The organism is Anoxybacillus sp. FSL W8-1294 (assembly GCF_037965005.1).
GTDB classification, from domain to species: domain Bacteria; phylum Bacillota; class Bacilli; order Bacillales; family Anoxybacillaceae; genus Anoxybacillus; species Anoxybacillus flavithermus_G.
This window is the reverse complement of the sequence record NZ_CP150179.1, coordinates 1953590-1974640: the sequence shown is the minus strand read 5'-3', so window position 1 is coordinate 1974640 and position 21051 is coordinate 1953590. Positions and strand designations below refer to the sequence as shown.

At 44.2% G+C, this 21051-nt stretch carries 24 protein-coding genes, 1 pseudogene and 2 riboswitches; of the genes and pseudogenes, 14 read left to right on the top strand and 11 right to left on the bottom strand.

Annotation, left to right across the window (positions count from 1 at the left end; all coding sequences use genetic code 11):
* The first annotated feature begins 43 nt into the window (after window positions 1–43).
* Window positions 44–150: riboswitch (SAM riboswitch) on the top strand.
* Window positions 151–210: 60 nt separating this feature from the next.
* From mtnW to NSQ23_RS10495, 4 genes are read left to right on the top strand one after another with little or no spacing between them, the layout of a single operon-like run.
* Window positions 211–1431, top strand: a complete 1221-nt coding sequence (mtnW, locus tag NSQ23_RS10510; protein WP_091704040.1) for a 2,3-diketo-5-methylthiopentyl-1-phosphate enolase — start codon at window positions 211–213, stop codon at window positions 1429–1431.
* A complete protein-coding gene (locus NSQ23_RS10505) occupies window positions 1428–2087 on the top strand; it encodes a 2-hydroxy-3-keto-5-methylthiopentenyl-1-phosphate phosphatase (RefSeq protein WP_339170661.1) in 660 nt (219 codons plus the stop codon). The genes mtnW and NSQ23_RS10505 overlap by 4 nt, the downstream gene beginning before the upstream one ends.
* Window positions 2084–2689 (top strand): methylthioribulose 1-phosphate dehydratase, encoded by a 606-nt coding sequence (locus tag NSQ23_RS10500; RefSeq protein WP_192954260.1) that lies wholly within the window; start codon window positions 2084–2086, stop codon window positions 2687–2689. The genes NSQ23_RS10505 and NSQ23_RS10500 overlap by 4 nt, the downstream gene beginning before the upstream one ends.
* Before the next feature lie 14 nt (window positions 2690–2703).
* Entirely contained in the window at window positions 2704–3240 is a 537-nt protein-coding gene (locus NSQ23_RS10495; protein ID WP_192954261.1) for a cupin domain-containing protein, read from the top strand.
* Window positions 3241–3248: 8 nt separating this feature from the next.
* On the opposite strand, the gene NSQ23_RS10490 is transcribed toward NSQ23_RS10495, so the two are convergent.
* The 4 genes from NSQ23_RS10490 to NSQ23_RS10475 all read right to left on the bottom strand — a co-directional run bounded on the left by NSQ23_RS10490 (window position 3249) and on the right by NSQ23_RS10475 (window position 7798).
* The gene (locus NSQ23_RS10490) at window positions 3249–4100 is read right to left on the bottom strand and encodes a DMT family transporter (protein WP_339170660.1); all 852 of its coding nucleotides are present in this window, start codon (window positions 4098–4100) and stop codon (window positions 3249–3251) included.
* Window positions 4101–4112: 12 nt separating this feature from the next.
* Entirely contained in the window at window positions 4113–4847 is a 735-nt protein-coding gene (locus NSQ23_RS10485; RefSeq protein ID WP_339170659.1) for a ZIP family metal transporter, read from the bottom strand.
* An 11-nt stretch (window positions 4848–4858) separates the two neighbouring features.
* Window positions 4859–6274, bottom strand: coding sequence for an ATP-binding protein (locus tag NSQ23_RS10480; protein ID WP_339170658.1), 1416 nt, complete (start codon window positions 6272–6274; stop codon window positions 4859–4861).
* A gap of 102 nt (window positions 6275–6376) precedes the next feature.
* On the bottom strand, window positions 6377–7798 hold the full coding sequence (locus NSQ23_RS10475; RefSeq protein ID WP_339170657.1) for an amino acid permease: 1422 nt from the start codon (window positions 7796–7798) through the stop codon (window positions 6377–6379).
* 129 nt (window positions 7799–7927) lie between these two features.
* Window positions 7928–8106: riboswitch (Lysine riboswitch) on the bottom strand.
* A gap of 138 nt (window positions 8107–8244) precedes the next feature.
* Between NSQ23_RS10475 and NSQ23_RS10470 the strand changes: the two are divergent.
* Together NSQ23_RS10470 and NSQ23_RS10465 are read left to right on the top strand one after the other, a co-directional pair.
* Window positions 8245–8367, top strand: a pseudogene (locus NSQ23_RS10470) (TetR/AcrR family transcriptional regulator); the annotation flags it as partial.
* A 125-nt stretch (window positions 8368–8492) separates the two neighbouring features.
* Complete coding sequence (locus NSQ23_RS10465) at window positions 8493–10595, top strand: AAA family ATPase (protein ID WP_339170656.1); 2103 nt, start codon at window positions 8493–8495, stop codon at window positions 10593–10595.
* Between the two features lie 40 nt (window positions 10596–10635).
* Here NSQ23_RS10465 and NSQ23_RS10460 read toward each other — a convergent pair whose 3' ends face one another.
* The 4 genes from NSQ23_RS10460 to NSQ23_RS10445 all read right to left on the bottom strand — a co-directional run bounded on the left by NSQ23_RS10460 (window position 10636) and on the right by NSQ23_RS10445 (window position 14020).
* Complete coding sequence (locus NSQ23_RS10460) at window positions 10636–10902, bottom strand: MspI family type II restriction endonuclease (protein WP_339170655.1); 267 nt, start codon at window positions 10900–10902, stop codon at window positions 10636–10638.
* Window positions 10903–10969: 67 nt separating this feature from the next.
* Window positions 10970–12376, bottom strand: coding sequence for an ATP-binding protein (locus NSQ23_RS10455; protein WP_192948385.1), 1407 nt, complete (start codon window positions 12374–12376; stop codon window positions 10970–10972).
* Entirely contained in the window at window positions 12363–13034 is a 672-nt protein-coding gene (locus NSQ23_RS10450) for a response regulator transcription factor (RefSeq protein WP_004891448.1), read from the bottom strand. The genes NSQ23_RS10455 and NSQ23_RS10450 overlap by 14 nt, the downstream gene beginning before the upstream one ends.
* Before the next feature lie 2 nt (window positions 13035–13036).
* Entirely contained in the window at window positions 13037–14020 is a 984-nt protein-coding gene (locus tag NSQ23_RS10445; RefSeq protein WP_231110105.1) for a hypothetical protein, read from the bottom strand.
* Window positions 14021–14103: 83 nt separating this feature from the next.
* Between NSQ23_RS10445 and NSQ23_RS10440 the strand changes: the two genes are divergently transcribed.
* The 3 genes from NSQ23_RS10440 (at window position 14104) to NSQ23_RS10430 (ending at window position 16054) form a co-directional block, all read left to right on the top strand.
* On the top strand, window positions 14104–14478 hold the full coding sequence (locus NSQ23_RS10440; protein ID WP_339170654.1) for a FixH family protein: 375 nt from the start codon (window positions 14104–14106) through the stop codon (window positions 14476–14478).
* 73 nt (window positions 14479–14551) lie between these two features.
* The gene (locus tag NSQ23_RS10435) at window positions 14552–15547 is read left to right on the top strand and encodes a hypothetical protein (RefSeq protein ID WP_339170652.1); all 996 of its coding nucleotides are present in this window, start codon (window positions 14552–14554) and stop codon (window positions 15545–15547) included.
* A gap of 45 nt (window positions 15548–15592) precedes the next feature.
* Complete coding sequence (locus NSQ23_RS10430; protein ID WP_339170650.1) at window positions 15593–16054, top strand: hypothetical protein; 462 nt, start codon at window positions 15593–15595, stop codon at window positions 16052–16054.
* A gap of 13 nt (window positions 16055–16067) precedes the next feature.
* Here NSQ23_RS10430 and NSQ23_RS10425 read toward each other — a convergent pair whose 3' ends face one another.
* Window positions 16068–16193: a hypothetical protein gene (locus tag NSQ23_RS10425; protein ID WP_339170648.1), complete on the bottom strand. Its 126-nt coding sequence runs from the start codon at window positions 16191–16193 to the stop codon at window positions 16068–16070.
* Between the two features lie 106 nt (window positions 16194–16299).
* Here NSQ23_RS10425 and NSQ23_RS10420 point away from each other — a divergent pair, with 106 nt between their 5' ends.
* A complete protein-coding gene (locus NSQ23_RS10420) occupies window positions 16300–16413 on the top strand; it encodes a DUF6254 family protein (protein ID WP_003396753.1) in 114 nt (37 codons plus the stop codon).
* Window positions 16414–16459: 46 nt separating this feature from the next.
* Here the strand turns inward: NSQ23_RS10420 and NSQ23_RS10415 are convergent, their stop codons facing one another.
* Both NSQ23_RS10415 and phoU read right to left on the bottom strand, forming a co-directional pair.
* Complete coding sequence (locus NSQ23_RS10415; RefSeq protein ID WP_339170647.1) at window positions 16460–17587, bottom strand: hypothetical protein; 1128 nt, start codon at window positions 17585–17587, stop codon at window positions 16460–16462.
* A 97-nt stretch (window positions 17588–17684) separates the two neighbouring features.
* Window positions 17685–18344 carry a phosphate signaling complex protein PhoU gene (gene phoU / locus NSQ23_RS10410; protein WP_004891436.1) on the bottom strand — a complete coding sequence of 220 codons (660 nt, stop codon included), beginning with the start codon at window positions 18342–18344 and terminating at the stop codon, window positions 17685–17687.
* Window positions 18345–18602: 258 nt separating this feature from the next.
* Between phoU and queC the strand changes: the two genes are divergently transcribed.
* Genes queC through queF form a run of 4 tightly spaced genes read left to right on the top strand, consistent with a single transcriptional unit; the run spans window position 18603 to window position 20934 of the window.
* Window positions 18603–19268, top strand: a complete 666-nt coding sequence (gene queC / locus NSQ23_RS10405) for a 7-cyano-7-deazaguanine synthase QueC (protein ID WP_339170646.1) — start codon at window positions 18603–18605, stop codon at window positions 19266–19268.
* The gene (gene queD, locus NSQ23_RS10400) at window positions 19265–19702 is read left to right on the top strand and encodes a 6-carboxytetrahydropterin synthase QueD (protein ID WP_004891431.1); all 438 of its coding nucleotides are present in this window, start codon (window positions 19265–19267) and stop codon (window positions 19700–19702) included. The genes queC and queD overlap by 4 nt, the downstream gene beginning before the upstream one ends.
* Entirely contained in the window at window positions 19702–20424 is a 723-nt protein-coding gene (gene queE / locus NSQ23_RS10395; RefSeq protein ID WP_192952148.1) for a 7-carboxy-7-deazaguanine synthase QueE, read from the top strand. Before queD ends, queE begins: the two co-directional genes overlap by 1 nt.
* Before the next feature lie 18 nt (window positions 20425–20442).
* A complete protein-coding gene (gene queF, locus NSQ23_RS10390) occupies window positions 20443–20934 on the top strand; it encodes a preQ(1) synthase (RefSeq protein WP_004891427.1) in 492 nt (163 codons plus the stop codon).
* Window positions 20935–21051: the final 117 nt, after the last annotated feature.

Sequence of the window (21051 nt, the reverse complement as noted above, 5' to 3'; positions counted from 1 at the left end):
TTTACGAAAAACGAACTGTTCAAAAAATTATATACATTGCGAATTCTTATCAAGAGTAGGCGGAGGGACGAGCCCGATGAAGCCCGGCAACCGACTTAACAGCTGTTAAGCACGGTGCTAATTCTCGCAGCAATCGCTGAGAGATAAGAAGAGACGACTGATCGAACCTCTTCTTATGAAGAGGTTTTTTATTTGTAAAGGAGTGGGAGTATGATTACCGCAACGTATTTGATTCATGATGACAAAGATTTGGCGAAAAAAGCGGAAGGAATCGCGCTTGGGCTCACTGTCGGTTCGTGGACCGATTTGCCGCAGCTTGAACAAGAGCAGTTAAAAAAGCATAAAGGCATCGTCGACTGTATCGAACAGCTGGACGAAGACGAGCGCGTCAATACGTATTTCGGGAAGCGGCTTAAACGGGCGCTCGTGCGCATTTCGTATCCGAGCGTCAATTTTAGCGCCGATTTTCCAGCGATTTTGACGACGACGTTTGGGAAGTTGTCGCTTGACGGAACGATTAAACTCGTTGATCTTACGTTTTCGGATGAATTAAAACGGGCATTTCCCGGTCCACGCTTTGGCATGGACGGCATTCGCGAAAAGCTTGGCGTCTTTGACCGTCCGCTTGTGATGAGCATTTTTAAAGCGGTCATTGGGCGTGATTTACAATACGTCACCGAACAATTAAAACTGCAAGCGCTTGGCGGCGTCGATCTCGTCAAAGATGATGAAATTTTGTTTGATAACGACCTTACCCCTTTTGAAAAACGGATCGTCGCAGGAAAACAAGCGTTACAAGACGTGTACGAACAAACAGGGCATCGGACGTTATATGCGGTGAACTTAACCGGAAAAACGTTTGAACTAAAAGACAAAGCAAGGCGCGCGGCAGAACTTGGCGCGGACGTATTATTGTTTAACGTCTTTACATACGGACTTGACGTGTTGCAAGCGCTTCGTGAAGATGACGACATTCGTTTGCCGATTATGGCGCATCCGTCGTTTAGCGGAGCGATCGCTTCGTCGCACGTGTATGGCGTCAGTTATGCGCTTTTACTTGGGAAATTGTTGCGCATGGCAGGGGCAGATTTTTCGCTCTTTCCATCGCCGTACGGAAGCGTTGCGCTTGAAAAGCAACAGGCGCTCGCCATTTCTGAGGAGTTGACGAAAGAAGATTTGTTTTTACGCGCATTCCCTGTTCCATCTGCCGGTATTCATCCGGGGCTTGTGCCGCTTCTTATGCGCGACTTTGGCATCGATTGTGTCATTAACGCGGGCGGTGGAGTGCACGGACATCCGCAAGGCGCTGTCGGTGGCGGGCAAGCGTTTCGCGCCGCGGTGGAAGCGGTGCTTTCTGGGCGTTCGCTTCATGAGGCTGCGACGGAAAACGAAGCGTTAAAACAAGCGCTTGACTTATGGGGGAGCGCATGATGAAGCCGGTCATTTTTTGCGATTTTGATGGGACGATTACGTTAAACGATAATATTATTGCTTTAATGAAACAGTTTGCTCCGCCGGAGTGGGAAGCGATCAAAGACGATATATTGGCGCAGGCATGTACGGTGCAGGAAGGGGTCGGTCGGATGTTTTCGTTGTTGCCGACGACGCTGAAAGAAGACATCGTGCAATTTCTGATTGACACCGCGCGCATTCGCGACGGATTTTCCGACTTTGTCGCGTTTACGAACGAGCGACAAATTCCGCTTTATATTGTGAGCGGCGGCATCGACTTTTTCGTTTATCCGCTGCTTGACGGGCTCGTTGAAAAAGAGCGCATTTTTTGTAACAGCGCCGATTTTAGCGGCGATACGATTCGCATTACGTGGCCGCATGCGTGCGATGAATATTGCCAAAATGGATGCGGCTGCTGCAAGCCGTCGCTTCTTCGTAAACTCGCGCCAAAAGGGGCAAAAACGATCGTCATCGGCGATTCCATTACCGATTTAGCGGCAGCAAAACGAGCCGATCACGTCATCGCGCGCGACTTTTTACTTGAAAAATGCCGTGAGCTAAACTTACCGCATACGCCGTTTACGACGTTTTATGACGTCATTCATGTGTTAAAAGAGAGCGAGGTGATTGTGTGAAAGAGAAATGGGAAGAGCTAGCGGAAGTCAAACGAGAGCTAGCGGCGCGCGACTGGTTTATGGCGACAAGCGGCAATTTGTCGCTGAAAGTGAGCGATGAGCCGCTTACGTTTCTTGTCACCGCAAGCGGAAAAGATAAGCGAAAAGAGACGGCGGAAGATTTTTTACTCGTCGATGCTGACGGACGACCGGCGGAAGCGACGCATGTAAAGCCGTCGGCGGAGACGCTTCTTCACGTTGAAATTTACAACAAAACGAACGCCGGTTGCGTTTTGCACGTGCATACGGTCGACAACAATATCGTTTCAGAACTGTACGGTGACGAAGGGGAAGTCGTCTTTTCGAATCAAGAAATCATTAAAGCGTTCGGATTATGGGAGGAAGATGCGCAATTTCGCATTCCGATTATTCCGAATTTCGCCCATATTCCGACGTTAGCAAAAGCGTTCGCCGACCATGTCCATGGAGATGCTGGTGCGGTGCTTATTCGCAACCACGGCATTACCGTTTGGGGAAAAGATGTGTTAGAGGCGAAAAAGTTTTTAGAAGCGTGCGAGTTTTTATGTCAATATCATGTGAAATTATTGCTTATTAAACGATAAGGGGGAAAATATGTATGGCAGTCATTAAAGTGCGAAACACAGGGGAAGTTATTGAAGGAAAAGAAAACGTTGCGGCGTTTTTAAACAACCAAGGGGTGTTGTATGAACGGTGGGATGCAAGCAAACTTCCTGCTCATTTACAAAACAAGTTTGTATTAACAGACGAAGAAAAAGCGCATATTTTAGCGACGTTTCAGACGGAAATTGAAGATTTAGCGAAGCGGAGAGGCTATAAAACGTGGGACGTCGTGGCGCTTTGTGAACAAACGCCAAATTTAGAAGAGTTGTTGAAAAAATTTGAACAAGTGCATACACATACGGAAGATGAAGTGCGGGCGATCGTCGCTGGTCATGGCATTTTCGTCATTAAGGGCGATGAACAAACAGGTTATTTTGACGTTGAACTAGAGGCAGGCGACGTTATTTCCGTACCAGAAGGAAATCCGCATTTCTTTACGTTAATGGACGACCGTCAAGTCGTTGCCGTCCGTTTGTTTATTGATCCATCCGGATGGGTGGCGCATCCATATGAAGAAAAAGAAGGGGAATAACGCCCCTTCTATTTTTTTGTAAACAGCACAACGCCTGTGATCGTAATGAACGAACCGATCCATTGTGCCACCGTTAACGTTTCATGAAGCAATATGTATGCAAACAATGCGGTAAAAAGCGGATTAAAATTTAAAAACATCCCTGCTGTTGTGGCACCGACTTGTTTCACGCCGACGTTCCAAAGAAACATCGCAAGCACTGTCGCTCCGACGCTCGTATAGATGAGCGCAAGCAAAAACGAGACGTTTACGTGATGAACGGAAAAAGAAGATACAAATGGCAACAATCCAACGACGCCAAAGACGCCTGACCAAAACGTTGCCGCAAGCGGAGAATACCATTTCATGACCGCTTTTGCGCATGCGGAATAGATGCCCCAAACGATGACGGCAGCGATCATCCATACATCGCCGATATTGACGTGTAGCACGCGATGAAGCTGTCCGTGCGTCATAAATAAAAGGACGCCGATAAGGGAGACGGTCATGGCTAACCATTGTCTCATCGTCAGTTTCTCACGGTATACGACGTAAGCAACAAGCGCAATCGCCATCGGATTTAACGTTGAGATGAGCCCGACGTGATCGGCCGATGTGTAGCGAAGCGCCTGAAACATAAAAACGTTAAATAATACGACGCCTGTCATGCCCATCGCAATAAGCGGGATAATGCCGCGTTTTTGCAGGCGGACGGACCGTTCTTTTTTTAATACGATCGGAAATAAAAAAAGAACTGCGATCGTCCAGCGCATAAACGTTAATGAAAGGGGGGAGGCGTGCGGCACGAGCAGTTTGCTTGCGACAAAGTTGCCTCCCCATAGTGCGCTTGTCAATAAAAGAAGCATATAATATTTCGACATGATCCTCATCCTTTAAAACGTTTCGATTAAAAAGACCATCAGTAACAATCCGATAATAAAGGCATACGTGGACGATTGTTCGTTTCCGTCGCCATGGCTTTCCGGGATCAACTCTTTATAAATGATAAACAACATCGCGCCAGCTGCGAACGCCAAACCGTACGGAACGAGCGAATCGACGACGGACGTTAAATAATAGCCAGCGATCGAAGCGACGAGTTCAATAAGCCCTGTGCCCATCGCCATGAAAAACGCTTTTCCTTTTGAAATGCGTTGATTAAATAAAAAAAGCGCAACGAGCAATCCTTCTGGAGCGTTTTGAAAGCCGATCGCTAAGGCGATTAAGTTGCCGATTTCGCCCCCTTCCCCAGAGGCGTAGCTCACGCCAACTGATAGTCCTTCCGGGATGTTATGGAGCGTAATGGCGGCGAGCACAAGGAGCGATTTTTTATCAACAGCTATGCTGCTTTCAGTATGCTTTAAATCAATATGCGGCACCATTTTTTCAAGAAGCGTTAACGTCAATACGCCGATGCATAGTCCAACCGCAAGCGAGAGAAACGTTCCTGAAGATAGCGCTTGAGGAATGAGGCCAAGCATCGATGCCGCCATCATAACACCAGCTGTAAAAGCAAGCAACATGTCGCGCCATTGGTGCGTAAAGGAGCGCGATAAAAATAAAATAGGAATCGCGCCAGCACCTGTTGCTAGCGCAGATAACGTACTGCCAACAAGCATGTCAAACATGTTTCCACCTCCTACTGTAAAGGAAGGCGAACGGTAATCGTCGTTCCTTTATTTTCTATACTATGAATGTCGATCGTTCCTTCATGCATGTCAACGATGCGTTTACATATGACAAGCCCGAGTCCTGTTCCCATTTGCTTCGATGTGACAAAAGGTTGAAACAGTTTGTTTTTTACGTCGTTTGGAATGCCGCATCCATTGTCCGCCACTTGCAGCACCGCCCAGTCATTTTGTTTCGTCAGCGAAATCGTTAGCTCACCGCCATCGGTCATCGCTTCGATCGCGTTTTTCGCTAAGTTTAACACGACTTGTTTTAAATGGTCTTTATAACAGCGAATAGGTAAAGGTACGCGAGCGCATTGCAACGAATACACGACGTTATGCAAATGCGCTTGCGATTCAATAATTGGATGAATGCTTAAAACGATATTGTTCAAATCGCACGTTTCAAACTTTTGTGCCGTCGGTTTGCCGAGAATTAAAAATTCGTTCACAATATCGTTAATGCGTGTAATTTCATTTTGAATGACGGAAAAATAAAGTTGTGATTCGTTATCTTTATGTTTTTCACTTAATAGTTGAATAAATCCTTTAATGCCAGCGAGCGGGTTGCGAATTTCATGCGCCGTGCTTGCGGCGAGTGTGCCGACAAGTTCGAGTTTTTGTGCTTCGGTCTCTATGCGTTCAAGCATCGTTTGCCGTTTTAATAACCAATATTGAATCAGTAGCCAAACAATATGGATGGCGACGATCAGCAATAAGATGTATGGAAGGGATGTTTGCACATTTTGTTTCATCGTTACGTGCGGCACGTTCGCTTCAATTATCCATGGTGCATAATTTAAATGAACCGTCACCGTTTGTTGTGATGGGCGAATGTCGTTTGTTGCCAACAACATCGTTCCACGCTCATCATATAAACGAAACGATGCGCCTTGGTCAATGATTTTCATCCGTTTTTTTATGTAATCCATACGTAATTCCGCCACAAAAAAACCGACTGTATCACTTGTTTTTTCATCGACAATCGGTGTGACGATCGTTGTTGTATGATCGCTGTCAATGACCGTTTGTTTTGTCGTTTTCGCCAATCGCATCGCTGAACTTGTACTTTCAGAAAAAAACGATATGTGATGAAAACGAACGTCTTGTTTTTCTATTTGTTGCAACATGTCGTTTATGTCTTTTTCGCTTAACATCGCCATATGTTTGCTAACCATAAACGCTAACGTCTCGAGTTTTGTCGTTGTCTCCGCAAGAAAGCGATCGAGATCGTTTTTATGTATATTCGCAAACAAGAGCGTTTCTTCGAGCAATTGTTGTTGCTGTTGTTCATCTTGCCAAAGCACAATCCACGCGCTTCCTACAAGGCATGGGATCATAACAAGCAAGATGTACAACCATCGTCTCATTCTCTCTCTCCCCATATATGCTCCCTCAACAAAACAAAATTCAAGGAATATTATAACATAAAGATGAAAAAAAGACGGAGAAAATGAAAAAACCCCGCCAAATGGACGGGGGTTTTGTTATGCCGACTGTTTTTGTTTCGTTTTATGTTCGCTTTGTTGTTTAAGAAGTAGCGGATAAAACAACAAGCTGCTTGCAAGCAAGGCGACGCCGAACAAAAATGTTTTCATATCGGCCGTTCCTGCTTTGACGAGCCAAATGGAATAAACGGTCGCAAGAAGGGCGATGATGCCGTCTGTCATTCGTTGTTTCGTCGTTTCATATGTTTCACCCGTCCAAACGAGCTTCAATTGGAAGACGGAGGCGATGAAATACGGAACGAGATACGATAATGTTGCAATATAAATGACGAAATCAAATGCCGCTGCCATCGAGTTCGAAATCGTCGAAAAAATAAATAGCTGGGCGATCATATTTGAGACGATTAAAGAAAAACGCGGCATGCTTTTTTCGTTTTCTTGTAAAAAGGCGCGAATAAATAATCCTTGTTTCGCTGCTTGATACGGCACTTCAGCACTTAAAAAAATCCAGCCGAGCGTTGAGCCGATTAAACTAATTAAACCGAGTCCGGCAAGCAGTTGCGATCCGATAGGACCTAATACCGTACCGATTGCATCGACGAGCGGTTTTTCAGATTGAATGAGCACATCTTGTTTTAACAGACCCATGACGAGTATGCTAATGCCAATATAAATGGCTAAAGCAATGAATAGTCCGACAATCGTTGCGCGTTTGACATCGCTTTGTTTTCGGGCACGCGAAGCAAAAACGATCGCTGATTCAATGCCGATAAACGCCCAAAGTGTGCTTAACGCGACGTTGTTAATTTGCGAAAGCAATCCGAGCGTATGACCTGCTTCATCGTAACGCGGAGCAACAAACGGTTGGACATAGCTTTTTTCAAACGCAAACAATCCGATAACAATGAATAAGAAAAAGCCAAGCACTTTCGTTGCCGTTGCGACAAAGTTCAACTTTCCGGCACTTTCTGCTCCTTGTAAAATGATCGCATGCATCATCCATAAAAGTGCGGTGCAGACGAGAAACGTGAGCAGATTGCCAAGTTTTAATGTAAATGAGCCAACAGAGAAGACGACATGTCCGCTCGTTAAAATAGGGAAGAACGTCGATAAATAACTAGCAAACGTCGTAATGATCGCAACGTTTCCAGCGACGTTGCCGATCCAATAGCCCCAAGAAGCCATAAAACCGGATAAAATGGATGCTTTTGAACCTTTCGGAAACAGTTCCTTCGCGTAAATTTGCGGTCCGCCGTTTAATTCCGGTTTACGAATAGCTAAATTGCCAAAAATGATCGCAATCATTAACACCCCAGCCCCCGTCAGCAGCCAACCGAGCAACACGCCAGCAGGGCTTGCCGCTTCTGCAAGCGAGCGCGGAAGCATAAAAATGCCCGACCCGACCATATTGCCGACAACGAGTGCTGTCAATAACCAAAACCCGAGTTGTTGTTGTTTCATGTTCGTCATCCTTTCATTCATGATTATGGCGACGCAGGCGGACGGAGGGCTGTTGTCATACGAAAAATAAAAAAGTGCACCCTAAGTTTTCAACGGGTGCACAATATATGACACATCCGCATCAAACTTAAGATCGATAGCTCTCCACCGCATGCGCGATGACAGTCCTGCGCCTATTCGGCAACAGGCCCAGCTTATAGCGCCAGAGCACGCTATAAACTTCGGCGACAAATCCTTTCATCTCACTTCATCGACGTCTCTGCGTCTCGATGAAACTACTATTATTTGCCGCGACCTCTATCTCATCTTAGTTGACGAGAAAGATTTCGTATGCAGTTGACGTTACTATCGTACAAAAATCTTTTCCTTTCGTCAATGAAAAAATTTTTAGCACATATTTACAAGAAGGGAACGGAATATATATAATATCCACTTCCGCCGGAAAGGTCACGACAATTGCCGGTTTTTTATTAACGCGCCTTATCGTCATGCCGGATTATCCGTGGGATGATGAAAAAGAAATCGAACGGACGATTCAGTTTTTGATGAATGGGTTGAAGAAAACATGATAGGGCATTTTTCTGTCATTTTTTTTTATTTTTTTTTAAAAAAGGTCTTGAAAATCAAAAAAGGTCAAATTATAATAAAGACAGAAAGGTCAAATATAGTCAAAGTCAAAAGGAGGTTGGTGCCTATGATGTGCCAAGTATGTAAACAAAAACAAGCAAACGTCTTTTTACACGTGCAAGTCAATAACGAAAAACAACAATTACACCTTTGCGATGCGTGCTATGAAAAACAAAAACAACAATTAAAAGTTCCAGCAGGATTCCACTTCGATCATTTCGATCAATTGTTCTCCGACTTCTTCGCACCGCTGACTAGCGAATCTGTTTCCCATGTCCAACAACAACAAGAACAACAACCGAAACGAAATGGATTGCTTGATCAATTCGGTCGCAACTTAACACAACTTGCGAAAGCAGGACTTATCGATCCGGTTATCGGACGCGAAAAAGAAATTGAACGCGTCATCGAAATTTTAAATCGCCGCAACAAAAACAACCCGGTATTAATCGGTGAACCGGGCGTCGGTAAAACAGCGATCGTAGAAGGATTAGCGCTTAAAATTGCCGAGGGGTCTGTTCCGACGAAACTATTAAACAAAGAAGTGTACGTGCTTGACGTTGCATCGCTCGTTGCCAATACAGGCATTCGCGGTCAATTTGAAGAACGAATGAAGCAATTAATTGCCGAATTGCAACAACGGAAAAACGTCATTTTATTCATCGATGAAATTCATTTACTCGTCGGAGCAGGTTCGGCAGAAGGCTCGATGGACGCAAGCAACATATTAAAACCGACGCTTGCTCGCGGCGAATTACAAATCATCGGCGCAACAACGTTAAAAGAATATCGTCAAATTGAAAAAGACGCTGCGCTTGAACGCCGTTTCCAACCTGTCATCGTCCATGAACCGACGATCGAGCAAGCGATTAACATGTTAAAAGGCATTCAGCCAAAATATGAACAATTCCATCAAGTGAAATATACAGATGAAGCGATTCATGCCTGCGTCACATTGTCGCATCGCTACATTCAAGACCGCTTCCTTCCTGACAAAGCGATTGACTTATTAGACGAAGCGGGCTCAAAAGTAAGCTTAAAAGCGACACCGACAAATAAAGAAGCGATCGAACAACGTCTCGAACAAATTAGAAAAGAAAAAGAAAAAGCTGCGCAAGAAGAAAACTACGAATTAGCGGCGAAATTGCGCACAGAAGAATTGCAACTTGAAAAACAATTACAACAAAACGGACAAGCGGAACAACCTGTCGTTGACGTCATTCACATTCAACAAATCATTGAAGAAAAAACAGGCATCCCAGTCGGCAAATTACAAGCTGAGGAACAAACGAAAATGAAACATTTAGAAGAAAACTTAGCGAAAAAAGTGATCGGTCAAGAAGAAGCGGTGAGAAAAATCGCGAAAGCCATTCGCAGAAGCCGCGCTGGCTTAAAAGCGAAAAACCGTCCGATCGGTTCGTTCTTATTCGTCGGTCCGACTGGCGTAGGTAAAACAGAATTATCGAAGACGCTTGCTGAACAATTATTCGGCTCAAAAGATGCGATGATTCGCTTAGATATGAGCGAATATATGGAAAAACATGCTGTATCGAAACTTATCGGTGCACCTCCTGGCTACATTGGTCATGAAGAAGCTGGTCAATTGACGGAAAAAGTGCGCCGCAACCCTTACAGCATCATTTTGCTTGACGAAATGGAAAAAGCGCATCCAGACGTTCAACATATGTTCTTGCAAATTTTAGAAGACGGTCGTTTAACAGATAGCCAAGGCCGTACCGTCAGCTTTAAAGATACGGTCATCATTATGACATCAAACGCCGGTACGATCGGAGAAGGCGACTTACTTCAACGCCTCAGCCTATACTTTAAACCAGAATTTTTAAACCGTCTCGACGCCATTGTCGAATTTAAACCGCTTGAAAAAGCGCATATGTTGCAAATCGTTGACCTTATGCTTGCGGAATTACAACGTACGCTTGATGAACAACATATCACGATGACGATTAGCGACAAAGCGAAAGAAAAATTAGCTGAACTCGGCTATCATCCAACGTTCGGTGCTCGTCCGCTCCGCCGCGTCATTCAAGAACATGTCGAAGATCAAATTGCCGACGTGTTGCTTGATGAACAAGATGTGCGCACGATTCATATCGACGTAGAGGACGATCGCATCGTCGTAAAAGCTGAAAAACATGAGAAGGTGTCCTAAAAGATTTGGACACCTTCTTACATTTTCCAAATAGAAAAAGTTAAACGATCTTTCCTTTTAGCTGTATGGATTTTCCTTTCTTTTTAGATGGATAAGTCCATTGAAAAGGAGTTCCCATTTGTCCTTTCGTATTTTGTAGTATATTTTTAATGTACGTATCCATTTTTTCCATTTCTATCTCTTTTGTTTCATTTTTGAAAACAACCATATATTTTGCCCAATGAATCTTTGGATCCCCATAGCCTCCAATTCCTGCATAAGCCCATTGCGCTAATTTTTTATTGAGGTTAGGGAGTTCATTTTCCATTATTTTTAGGAATAGCATGTAATTTCATCGCGCTGTGTCCTTCTAATCATGGGGTAAGTCTGTTGTACTATATCGCATCGTATAGCGGCAATTCGATGTATACGGTCGTTCCATTCCCTCGTTCGCTTTCAAAACGAATCGAGCCGCCGTGTAGCTTGACAATTTGTTTAGTAATCGCAATGCCAAGTCCTGTGCCGCCATGTTCGCGCGAGCGCGAGCGGTCGGCGCGGAAAAATCGTTCGCCTAATCGTTCGATATCTTCTTTTGACATGCCGCATCCGGAGTCAGCGATCATGAGTTCGCACATCGGCTGTTTGTTTACTGCACGCAACGAAATCGTTCCGCCGAAAGAAGTATAGCGCAACGCATTATCGAGCATATTTTGCAACACTTGTTCGATACGGTCGGGATCGCCATCGACGATTAAGTCGTGATCGAGGTCAAGCAAAAGGCGAATGTTTTTTTCTTGCAACATCGGTTCATATTTTTCAATCGTCTCCTCGACTAATTGTGCAATTGAAAATGGTGTGCGTACAAGCGGATACGTGCCTTCGAGTTGTGCTAAATCGAGCAAATCGCGCACGAGGCGTTGCATGCGGCTCGCCTCGCGATGAATGAGTTTTATATATTTTTTTTGTTGCGCTTCATCTTTCACGACGTCGTCTAGTAGCGCTTCGCTATATCCTTTCACATAGCTTAGCGGCGTGCGCAATTCATGAGAGACGTTTGCTAAAAATTCTTTTTTTCGTTCATCTTCTTGCGCGAGCGCTTTTGCCATTTGGTTAAATGTTTTGGCAAGTTGCCCAATTTCGTCTTCCGCTTCGACGTTCACTTGTGCGGAAAAATCGCCTTGCGAGACGCGATAGGCGGCTTGTTGCATATGTTGCAGCGGTTTCGTGAAATGCATCGCAATTTTTCGTCCGACAAATACAGTAATGAGTAAAAAAAGGCTTCCACCAATAATGATGAACGTTTGAATGCGCTTAAGCACATCTTCAATCGATGCAAGCGGCACGTACAAATATAAAATGCCCATGAGGCGATGTTCATCGAGTAGCGGGATGATGACACCGACAATATGCCGATTAAATGTTTGTTCATATCCTTTTTTCGTTACCGTTTTTCCAGCGAGTAGTTGTTGTCGTTCCGCTTCGCTAATAATCGCATGATGGTCGACTTCAAACGGCAAGCATGCGCTCAATTCACGTGGGTTGTTCACGAGTACAATTTCCGTATCGGATACGTCATTGATGATAGAAACGGTGTTGCGAAACGAGTCGGTGAGTGCACCGCCTTTATATTTTGCGGCAATGTTCATTCCTTCTTGTAATAAACGTTGTTCGACGTTGGTGATATAAATGTTTTCATATATATAAACAGCAACAGCATATAAAAGCAACACCGCAAGCATTAAAAAGGCGCTAATCGTTAGCCATAGTTTTTGTTGGAGTGAGAGAGAATTAAATCGTTTCATCAAATTTATATCCCACTCCCCATACTGTTTGAATGCACTGTCCGGCTTCGCCGAGTTTAATGCGCAACGTTTTAATATGCGTATCGACGGTGCGTGTGCTGCCGACGTAATGAATGCCCCAAACGCGATCTAACAGCTGTTCGCGTGTAAATACTTGACCGCGATGTTTGACAAACAACACGAGCAGTTCAAACTCTTTTAACGTTAATACAACCGGTTTTCCGTTTACGATCACTTTTCGTGCTTTTTCATCAACAACAATTGGGCCTGCTTCATATGACGTCGTTACGTCTGTTCCTTTCGTTCGGCGAAGGACAGCGTGCACGCGTGCGACGACTTCATTTGGGCTAAACGGTTTCACGATGTAGTCGTCCGCGCCAATTTGTAATCCATAAACGCGATCCCACTCATCGCTTCGTGCTGTTAAAAAAATGATCGGCACTTGCGAACGTTCACGCACGTGCATGCAAAAGCGGTAGCCGTCTAGTTTTGGCATCATAATATCGAGCAAAATTAAATCGATATGTTTTCGTCCGAACTCGGCAAGTCCAGCTTCACCGTCTTCTGCTTCGATGCACGTAAACCCTTCAGGTTCTAAATAAAGACGAAGCAATTCACGCATTTCTTTTTCATCGTCAACAATTAAAATCGTTGGCATATTTATTCCTCCTTCGCATCGCGGAAAAAGATGTAAAACGGCCCTTGTCCGACGGAAACGGTTTTCGTTTGTTTGAATGTTTTTTCATCGACAAAAACGAGCTCGTTGCTGTCGTAGCTAGCGATGATAAGCTCGCTTTTTGTTTTTATCATCGCAAAAGGATTCGCGCCAATGTTAAGTGAGTGTATGACATGTTTCGTTTTCGGTTCAAATGCATATAGCATGTTTGAACCGTGACAAAGTACATATACCGCTTCGCTCGTTTGCGAAAATTGAATCGGCATCGTTTCTGCCTTCACACGCGCAAGCAACCGTCCGTCGACAAGCGAATGAACATACGCTTCTTGCTGAATATACGCTCCGCTGCCATGTCCACCGACCCATAGTTCATCCGTTTCAGCAACAACTAAGCCGCTGACCGCAAAATCGAGCGTATCGACCGTTCGTTTGACTTGTTTTGTCGCCTGATCAATGAATGAGATTGCTCCGTCTTTAAAATGAATGACAATCCATTGCCGATGTTTGTCGTCGGCGACGATGGAAAAAGGGGAGGGGGGAGTAGCGATCGTCTCTTTTACTTTTCCGTCGAACGTCATGACCGATACCGTTCCGTCTTTTTCGTTCACAACGAGCAATTCGTGTTTTGTGACGAGCACATCGGTAACCCCTTTGTTTACGCGCCAACGTTTTTTCTCTTTCCCTGTCGATAGCGTGTACATCATCATTTCATCCATGTCTTGTCCAAACAACATGACCGTATCGCCATCAGGAAGGAGGATGGCTTTCGTTACCGGATTTTTCATCTTCCATGTTGCCATCGTTTTTTTTGTGTTATAATCAACGAAGGATAAGCTTTGCTCCTTTATATTGACGACCCCAACGACCGATTTGTTTCGGGGAATTGGGGTGTACGTCTCTGGTGTGCAGCTTGCCAATAAAACGACGATGATAAGCAAAAAAAAGAAACGAACTTGCATCGTACGCATCCTCCATCGTGTATATGTATCATCATTGTAGCAAATGATTGTGATGATTTTGTGAAATTATTGTAACATGGAAGGAGATTAAAATGAAAAAGTGGTTGTTGTTGTTTGTCTTCGCTTTGCTTGTTGTCGCTGGTTGCGCGAACAAATCTGAAGAAGAAGAGCTGGCGTATTTAGACGTAAAAATGGCGGTAGAAGAAAAGCTTCCGGTGAATGAAGAAGTCGAGCTTGCATGTTTTGTGACATACGGGGATGAAAAAGTGACCGATGCATCGGAAGTGAAGTTTGAAGTATGGAAACATGGCGATGACAATCGCGAAATGATTGAAGGAAAGCATGCGGGCGACGGAAAGTATGTCGCGCGCTATACGTTTCCAGACAAAGGGACGTATACCGTCGTCGCACATGTGACGGCAAAAAATATGCACAATATGCCAAAAGTCGATATAGTTGTAGAATAAGAAAAACGGCGGAAAATATTCGCCGTTTTTTTTTCATAATATATAGAAAAAATGGACGAGTGGGGGAGAGCGTATGTGGATGCGGGCGATTCAAATTGCGTTTGTATATGTCGGAACGGTAGTCGGGGCTGGATTTGCGACAGGAAAAGAAATTGTACAGTTTTTTACGCAATACGGAGCAATTGGGACGGTCATGATTGCAGGAAGCGGAGGTCTATTTATTTTTTTAGGGACGCGTTTAATGGTGATGGCAAATCGGCTTCAAGCGCGATCGTATGAACAAATGAATGCATATTTGTTTGGAAAAATGAGCGCAGTTGTCAATTTGTTTATGTTTGTTGTGCTATTTAGCGTGACGTCTGTTATGTTGTCTGGGGCGGGGGCGGTGTTTGAAGAACAGCTTCATATGCCGGCGCATGTCGGGCTTTTGTTTACGATGTTGCTTGCGTTTGTGACGATGTTGTTTGGTTTAAACGGCATTTTAAGCGTCAATCTCATTGTCGTGCCGCTTATGATCGCATTTAGTTTATCGATTTCGTTTATGAATGGGGGAGAGATCGTTTGGACAAAGCCGCCGCTTGCCGCTTTTTTCTCTCCGTTTGCGTATGTGGCGTTTAATTTAGCGATGGCACAAGTTGTGCTCGTTCCGCTTGCAACCGAAGTAAAAGATGAACGGGCGATTCGCCTTGGGGGATGGCTTGGCGGCATATTGCTTATGTTTATTTTATTTAGCAGTCATTTCGCGCTTTCTTTACTTCCTAATTTGCTATCTTACAGCATTCCAATGGCGGAAGTCGTGAAACGTTCGCTCGCGTCGTTTTACGGGTTATATGTTGTGATCATTTACGGTGAAATTTTTTCATCGTTTGTTGCAGGGGTGTTTGGATTGCATCGAAAATTAGCTCTTTTTTTTCCAAACACGATGTTTGTACTAGTGGCGCTTTTATTGGCGATGTATGCGTTTAGTTTAGTTGGTTACCATGCGCTTCTCACTGTGTTGTATCCTTTGTTTGGCTATATGAGCATCGTATTTATTTTCTTACTTTTCTATCGAAAAATGCCTAGCTAGAAAAAAAGAAGTGTAGTACATTGAATGTAGAGGAGGTGGGAGCGCGTGAAAAAAGCGATGGTTGCTTTCGGCGTAGGCAGTTTGCTTTTATTTACGCTTGAAACGTTCCATATCATTCAATGGTATCGTGCGAGTGTATGGCCGACAGTTGTTTTTTCTTTCGGACTTATTGTTCATATATATGTGTTTAAGCGCGGTGTGCGGGAGCACGAAGCGTTTCTTTTATTGCCGGCTGCCATTGCGCTATGGGGCGGGGCGTTTGCGTTTAGCCAGTACTTTTTGCTTAACGACGGAACGATGTATGTGTTGGCGTTTACGATAGGATTGTTAGAATGGTGGATGTTTAGCCATGAAGCGTGGTTAAAACAACCGCTTCTCTTTTGTTTCGGATGTAGCGTCGTAGCTAGTTTAGAAGCAGGGGATATGTTTTTACTTCTTTTTATTTTAGCGATCGGCATTTTGGCATATATGTATCATACAAAAAACGAGCGAGCCAATGCACATTAGGCTCGCTTTTTTCTTATTGCATATGAAAGCGATGTAAAATTTGTTTCAGCTGATTGACGTTTTCTGCCAACACGGCTGCTTCTTTCGCGACCCGTTGCACTTTTTGTAACGCTTTTTTTGCTTGTTTTGATTGTAGCAATTTCCTCTCCCTCTTTTCCCCTTATCTAAAATATACAAAATTTTCAAACAATAAAAAAGTCATAAAATAAACGAATGAACAAATGATAAAAAGGGGAGGTGGCACAATGACTCAATCGAAACGACAAAAAGAGCGACAATGGACCGTTCGTAAGCAAGCGCAAAATGAACCGCACGGGAAAGTGAAGTCGTTTGAACAACTAGCAAAAGAGGAAAAATAAATGGAAAAGGCTGTCCCAAGGAAGTTTGTGACAGCCTTTTGCGTCGTTATTTTGCTTTTAGTGCACGAATTTCGTTTTCATGTACAAGTGATCGAACAGCAAGCGACTGAATCGCGAGCTCGTGTCGTGCTTGGGTTGCGATGACATCTTCAAGTTTCTCGGACATGTCAGCGAGGTTTTGCTTGATCGTTGGGATTTCATTGACTGCCTCTAGTATTTCAAATACAGCTTGTTTAATAAGAGGAAGATCTGCGATGTCATCTTTCGTGGCCATACGTTGTTCGATGCTAGCGATATCGTCTTTTGTAGCCATACGTTGTTCGATGCTAGCGATATCGTCTTTTGTAGCCATACGTTGTTCGATGCTGGCGATATCGTCTTTTGTAGCCATACGTTGTTCGATGCTGGCGATATCGTCTTTTGTAGCCATACGTTGTTCGATGCTGGCGATATCATCTTTCGTGGCCATACGTTGTTCGATGCTGGCGATATCGTCTTTCGTGGCCATACGTTGTTCGATGCTGGCGATATCGTCTTTCGTGGCCATACGTTGTTCGATGCTGACGATATCGTCTTTTGTGGCCATACGTTGTTCGATGCTGGCGATATCGTCTTTCGTGGCCATCGTTTGTTCAATGTGCCCGATACGCTTGTCCATGGCGGCGATATCGTCTTTTGTGGCCATACGTTGCTCGATGCTGGCGATATCGTCTTTCGTGGCCATCGTTTGTTCAATGTGCCCGATACGCTTGTCCATGGCAGCGATATCGTCTTTCGTGGCCATACGTTGCTCGATGCTGGCGATATCGTCTTTCGTGGCCATCGTTTGTTCAATGTGCCCGATACGCTTGTCCATGGCGGCGATATCGTCTTTTGTGGCCATACGTTGCTCGATGCTGGCGATATCGTCTTTCGTGGCCATCGTTTGTTCAATGTGCCCGATACGCTTGTCCATGGCAGCGATATCGTCTTTCGTGGCCATACGTTGCTCGATGCTGGCGATATCGTCTTTCGTGGCCATCGTTTGTTCAATGTGCCCGATACGCTTGTCCATGGCGGCGATATCGTCTTTTGTGGCCATACGTTGTTCGATGCTGGCGATGTCGTCTTTTGTAGCCATATGTTTGCGTAGCGATGCAAGTTCATCGAAAATACGTTTGAGCATCTCATCCATGTTCACTCACCTCCCCCCCGACACGATTATATCACCAGATCATAGAAAAATCGACATAATAAAAAGATGCCTCAAACGGTATGAGGCATCCGAATGTTTAATAATTTAAATCAATACGAATTCCTTTAACGCTATATAAAATATTTTCAGCGATGTTTGTTACATGGTCGCCAGCGCGCTCAAGATTGCGCGTCACAAACGATAATTGTGTAATTTGGTTTGTAAACTCAGGTTTTTCGCTCATTAAGTCGATTAATTCTTGAATAATTTTTCCTTGCAACTCATCTACGCGATCATCTTCAAGCGCAATGCGTTTCGCTTCTTCAATATCATCGTTATGGAACGCATGAAGCGCATGATCTAACATTTCATTGACGATTGCTGCCATTTCAGGAATGTGAACGATCGGTTTCACGTGTGGCTCTGTGCCGATAAATTTGACGGATTTGGCGATGTTGACAGCGATATCTCCGATGCGTTCTACATCAGATGAAATTTTTAGCGCAACAATTAATCGGCGTAAATCGGATGCGACCGGTTGTTGCTTTAAAATCGTCATAATCGCAAGCTCATTAATTTCGCGCTCAAACTCATTAATTTTTTTATCATTTTCGATAATTTCGTCCGCTTTCGCCAAATCTTGTGTTTTGAGTGCTTCAATTGCTTCGTGTAAAGCATGTTGGGAAGCAGACACCATCGTCATTAATTTTTCTCGCAGTTGTTGAAGCGCTGCATCAAATGTAGGGCGTTTTGTCATGTTGAATCACCTAACTTTTTTTGTTGTTATTATATCCTGAAAACAGTTCACAAATAAAGCATAATTTTTTTGTAGAATGAATATATGTTTTATGATATATTGTTAGGCGTACAATTGAAGAAGAATTCTGTGCGCGGCGCAGGAGAGGTTCTAGAACACCCTCTATAAAAAAACTAGGGATAGCTATGTCCGTAGAGGGATAGCTTTTTTGTTTTAGAACGCTCTTTCTTCTCACGATGTTAGAAAGGGGAGCGAAAGATGAAAAAAGAAAAAGCAGTCGTCGTGTTTAGTGGCGGCCAAGATAGCACGACTTGTTTATTTTGGGCGAAAAAGCATTTCGCTGAAGTCGAAGCTGTAACGTTCGATTACAATCAACGCCACCGGCTTGAAATTGACGTTGCTGCATCGATCGCAAAACAGCTGGAAGTGCCGCATACGGTGCTTGATATGTCGCTATTAAATCAGCTCGCACCAAATGCGCTTACAAGAAGCGATATAGCAATCGAGCAAAAAGAAGGACAATTGCCGTCCACGTTTGTCGATGGGCGTAATTTATTGTTTTTATCGTTTGCGGCGGTGCTTGCGAAACAAAAAGGAGCACGCCATCTGGTGACAGGTGTATGTGAAACGGACTTTAGCGGCTACCCAGATTGCCGTGATGTATTCATTAAATCGCTAAACGTCACGCTTAACTTAGCGATGGATTACCAATTTGTCATTCATACGCCGCTCATGTGGCTCAATAAAGCGGAAACGTGGAAGCTTGCTGATGAGTTGGGAGCGCTTGAATTTGTGCGCAATAAGACGCTCACATGCTACAACGGCATCATCGCAGACGGCTGCGGCGAATGCCCGGCGTGCGTGTTGCGCAAACGCGGTCTCGACCAGTATATGAATGAGAAGAAAGGAGCAGATGCGCAATGATTCAACAAATTTATCCGCAAGTGATACACCCGTTTCGCTACGAGCTAAATAAAGATATGCAAATCGCTGCAGCGCACTTTATTCCGCACGAAGCGGCGGGGCAGTGCGCGAATATGCACGGGCATACGTATTTTGTCAACATTACTGTCGCAGGCGATGAACTCGATGAATCAGGCTTTTTAATTAACTTTCAACAGTTGAAAAAAATTGTTCACAACCGTTTCGATCATACGGTGATGAATGACCATACAGATTTATTTAGCAATACATCGGCCGAACATTTTCCGACGACAGAAGTGGTGGCGCGGAAAATTGCCGAAATCGTTCAAGCCCACTTAGACACGTTGCCAAACAAACCGACGTGCGTGCAAGTGTTTGTGCGCGAGTCCCCAACAAGCTACGTCGTATATCGTCCGAAAGCAGGGAAACAATAATGGAGCGCATCCCGGTCATTGAAATATTCGGTCCGACCATTCAAGGGGAAGGGATGGTCATCGGACAAAAAACGATGTTTGTGCGCACAGCGGGATGCGACTACCGTTGCCGTTGGTGCGATTCATCGTTTACGTGGGACGGTTCTGCAAAAGATGAAGTAAAGCAAATGACGGCGGAAGACATTTGGCAACAGCTGAAACAACTTGGTGGTGACCGTTTTAACCACGTGACGATTTCTGGAGGCAACCCAGCGTTATTAAAAGGACTTCGTGCGCTTATTTCGTTGCTAAAAGAACATGGGATGCGCATCGGCTTAGAAACGCAAGGAAGCGTATGGCAAGATTGGTTTTATGACATTGACGATTTAACGATTTCACCAAAGCCGCCAAGCTCAAACATGGCAACAAACTTTGCAACGCTTGATATGATCATGAATCGATTAGCGGCGCATCGCGGGCATGTGAGCTTAAAAGTTGTCGTGTTTAACGATGAAGATTTTTCTTATGCGACGTATGTGCATCAACGTTATCCGTCCGTTCCGTTTTACGTGCAAGTAGGCAACGGTCATATACATGAAGCAGACGATGTGACTCTTCGCCTAAACCTATTACAAAAACTTGAATGGCTCGTTGACAAAGTAGTACAGTCTAAAGAGATGAACAACGTCCGCGTCTTGCCACAACTACACACGTTATTATGGGGCAATCGCCGCGGCGTATAATTAAGGGAGGAAGAAATCATGAGAAAAGATGAAGAACTACAAGGCGTCACACTTCTTGGCAACCAAGGGACAAAATATGTATTCGAATACAGCCCAGACATTCTTGAAGTGTTCGATAACAAGCATCCTGATCGCGACTACTTTGTAAAATTTAACTGTCCGGAGTTCACGAGCCTATGCCCGAAAACGAATCAACCAGATTTTGCCACAATTTACATTAGTTACATTCCTGATAAAAAATGTGTTGAAAGTAAGTCGCTCAAGTTATATTTATTTAGCTTCCGCAATCATGGTGATTTCCATGAAGATTGCGTCAATATTATTATGAACGACTTAATTCGCGTCATGGAGCCACGCTATATTGAAGTGTGGGGCAAATTTACGCCGCGCGGCGGCATTTCGATCGACCCTTACTGCAACTGGGGTCGCCCAGGAACGAAATATGAACAAATGGCAGAATATCGTTTGTTAAATCACGATTTATATCCGGAAAAAGTCGATAATCGTTAATGGGGCTGGCTTGCATAAGTCAGCCTTAAAAAATTCAAAAATAATAGCTAGTTTTTTTTCGTAAACGGGTATATAATGACAAATTGTTATGAACCTTTTTTCGTTTGGGGGGTCTTC

Excerpts from the sequence above, each read along its gene's own strand:
- queD (WP_004891431.1), top strand. The coding sequence starts at position 19,265 with ATGATTCAACAAATTTATCCGCAAGTGATACACCCGTTTCGCTACGAG.
- queE (WP_192952148.1), top strand. The coding sequence starts at position 19,702 with ATGGAGCGCATCCCGGTCATTGAAATATTCGGTCCGACCATTCAAGGG.
- queF (WP_004891427.1), top strand. The coding sequence starts at position 20,443 with ATGAGAAAAGATGAAGAACTACAAGGCGTCACACTTCTTGGCAACCAA.
- queC (WP_339170646.1), top strand. The coding sequence starts at position 18,603 with ATGAAAAAAGAAAAAGCAGTCGTCGTGTTTAGTGGCGGCCAAGATAGC.
- NSQ23_RS10415 (WP_339170647.1), bottom strand. The coding sequence starts at position 17,587 with ATGGATGAGATGCTCAAACGTATTTTCGATGAACTTGCATCGCTACGC.
- NSQ23_RS10480 (WP_339170658.1), bottom strand. The coding sequence starts at position 6,274 with ATGGGGAGAGAGAGAATGAGACGATGGTTGTACATCTTGCTTGTTATG.
- NSQ23_RS10445 (WP_231110105.1), bottom strand. The coding sequence starts at position 14,020 with ATGCGTACGATGCAAGTTCGTTTCTTTTTTTTGCTTATCATCGTCGTT.
- NSQ23_RS10440 (WP_339170654.1), top strand. The coding sequence starts at position 14,104 with ATGAAAAAGTGGTTGTTGTTGTTTGTCTTCGCTTTGCTTGTTGTCGCT.
- NSQ23_RS10475 (WP_339170657.1), bottom strand. The coding sequence starts at position 7,798 with ATGAAACAACAACAACTCGGGTTTTGGTTATTGACAGCACTCGTTGTC.
- mtnW (WP_091704040.1), top strand. The coding sequence starts at position 211 with ATGATTACCGCAACGTATTTGATTCATGATGACAAAGATTTGGCGAAA.
- NSQ23_RS10490 (WP_339170660.1), bottom strand. The coding sequence starts at position 4,100 with ATGTCGAAATATTATATGCTTCTTTTATTGACAAGCGCACTATGGGGA.
- NSQ23_RS10505 (WP_339170661.1), top strand. The coding sequence starts at position 1,428 with ATGATGAAGCCGGTCATTTTTTGCGATTTTGATGGGACGATTACGTTA.
- NSQ23_RS10435 (WP_339170652.1), top strand. The coding sequence starts at position 14,552 with ATGTGGATGCGGGCGATTCAAATTGCGTTTGTATATGTCGGAACGGTA.
- NSQ23_RS10460 (WP_339170655.1), bottom strand. The coding sequence starts at position 10,902 with ATGGAAAATGAACTCCCTAACCTCAATAAAAAATTAGCGCAATGGGCT.
- NSQ23_RS10485 (WP_339170659.1), bottom strand. The coding sequence starts at position 4,847 with ATGTTTGACATGCTTGTTGGCAGTACGTTATCTGCGCTAGCAACAGGT.
- NSQ23_RS10420 (WP_003396753.1), top strand. The coding sequence starts at position 16,300 with ATGACTCAATCGAAACGACAAAAAGAGCGACAATGGACCGTTCGTAAG.
- NSQ23_RS10450 (WP_004891448.1), bottom strand. The coding sequence starts at position 13,034 with ATGCCAACGATTTTAATTGTTGACGATGAAAAAGAAATGCGTGAATTG.
- NSQ23_RS10495 (WP_192954261.1), top strand. The coding sequence starts at position 2,704 with ATGGCAGTCATTAAAGTGCGAAACACAGGGGAAGTTATTGAAGGAAAA.
- phoU (WP_004891436.1), bottom strand. The coding sequence starts at position 18,344 with ATGACAAAACGCCCTACATTTGATGCAGCGCTTCAACAACTGCGAGAA.
- NSQ23_RS10465 (WP_339170656.1), top strand. The coding sequence starts at position 8,493 with ATGATGTGCCAAGTATGTAAACAAAAACAAGCAAACGTCTTTTTACAC.
- NSQ23_RS10455 (WP_192948385.1), bottom strand. The coding sequence starts at position 12,376 with ATGAAACGATTTAATTCTCTCTCACTCCAACAAAAACTATGGCTAACG.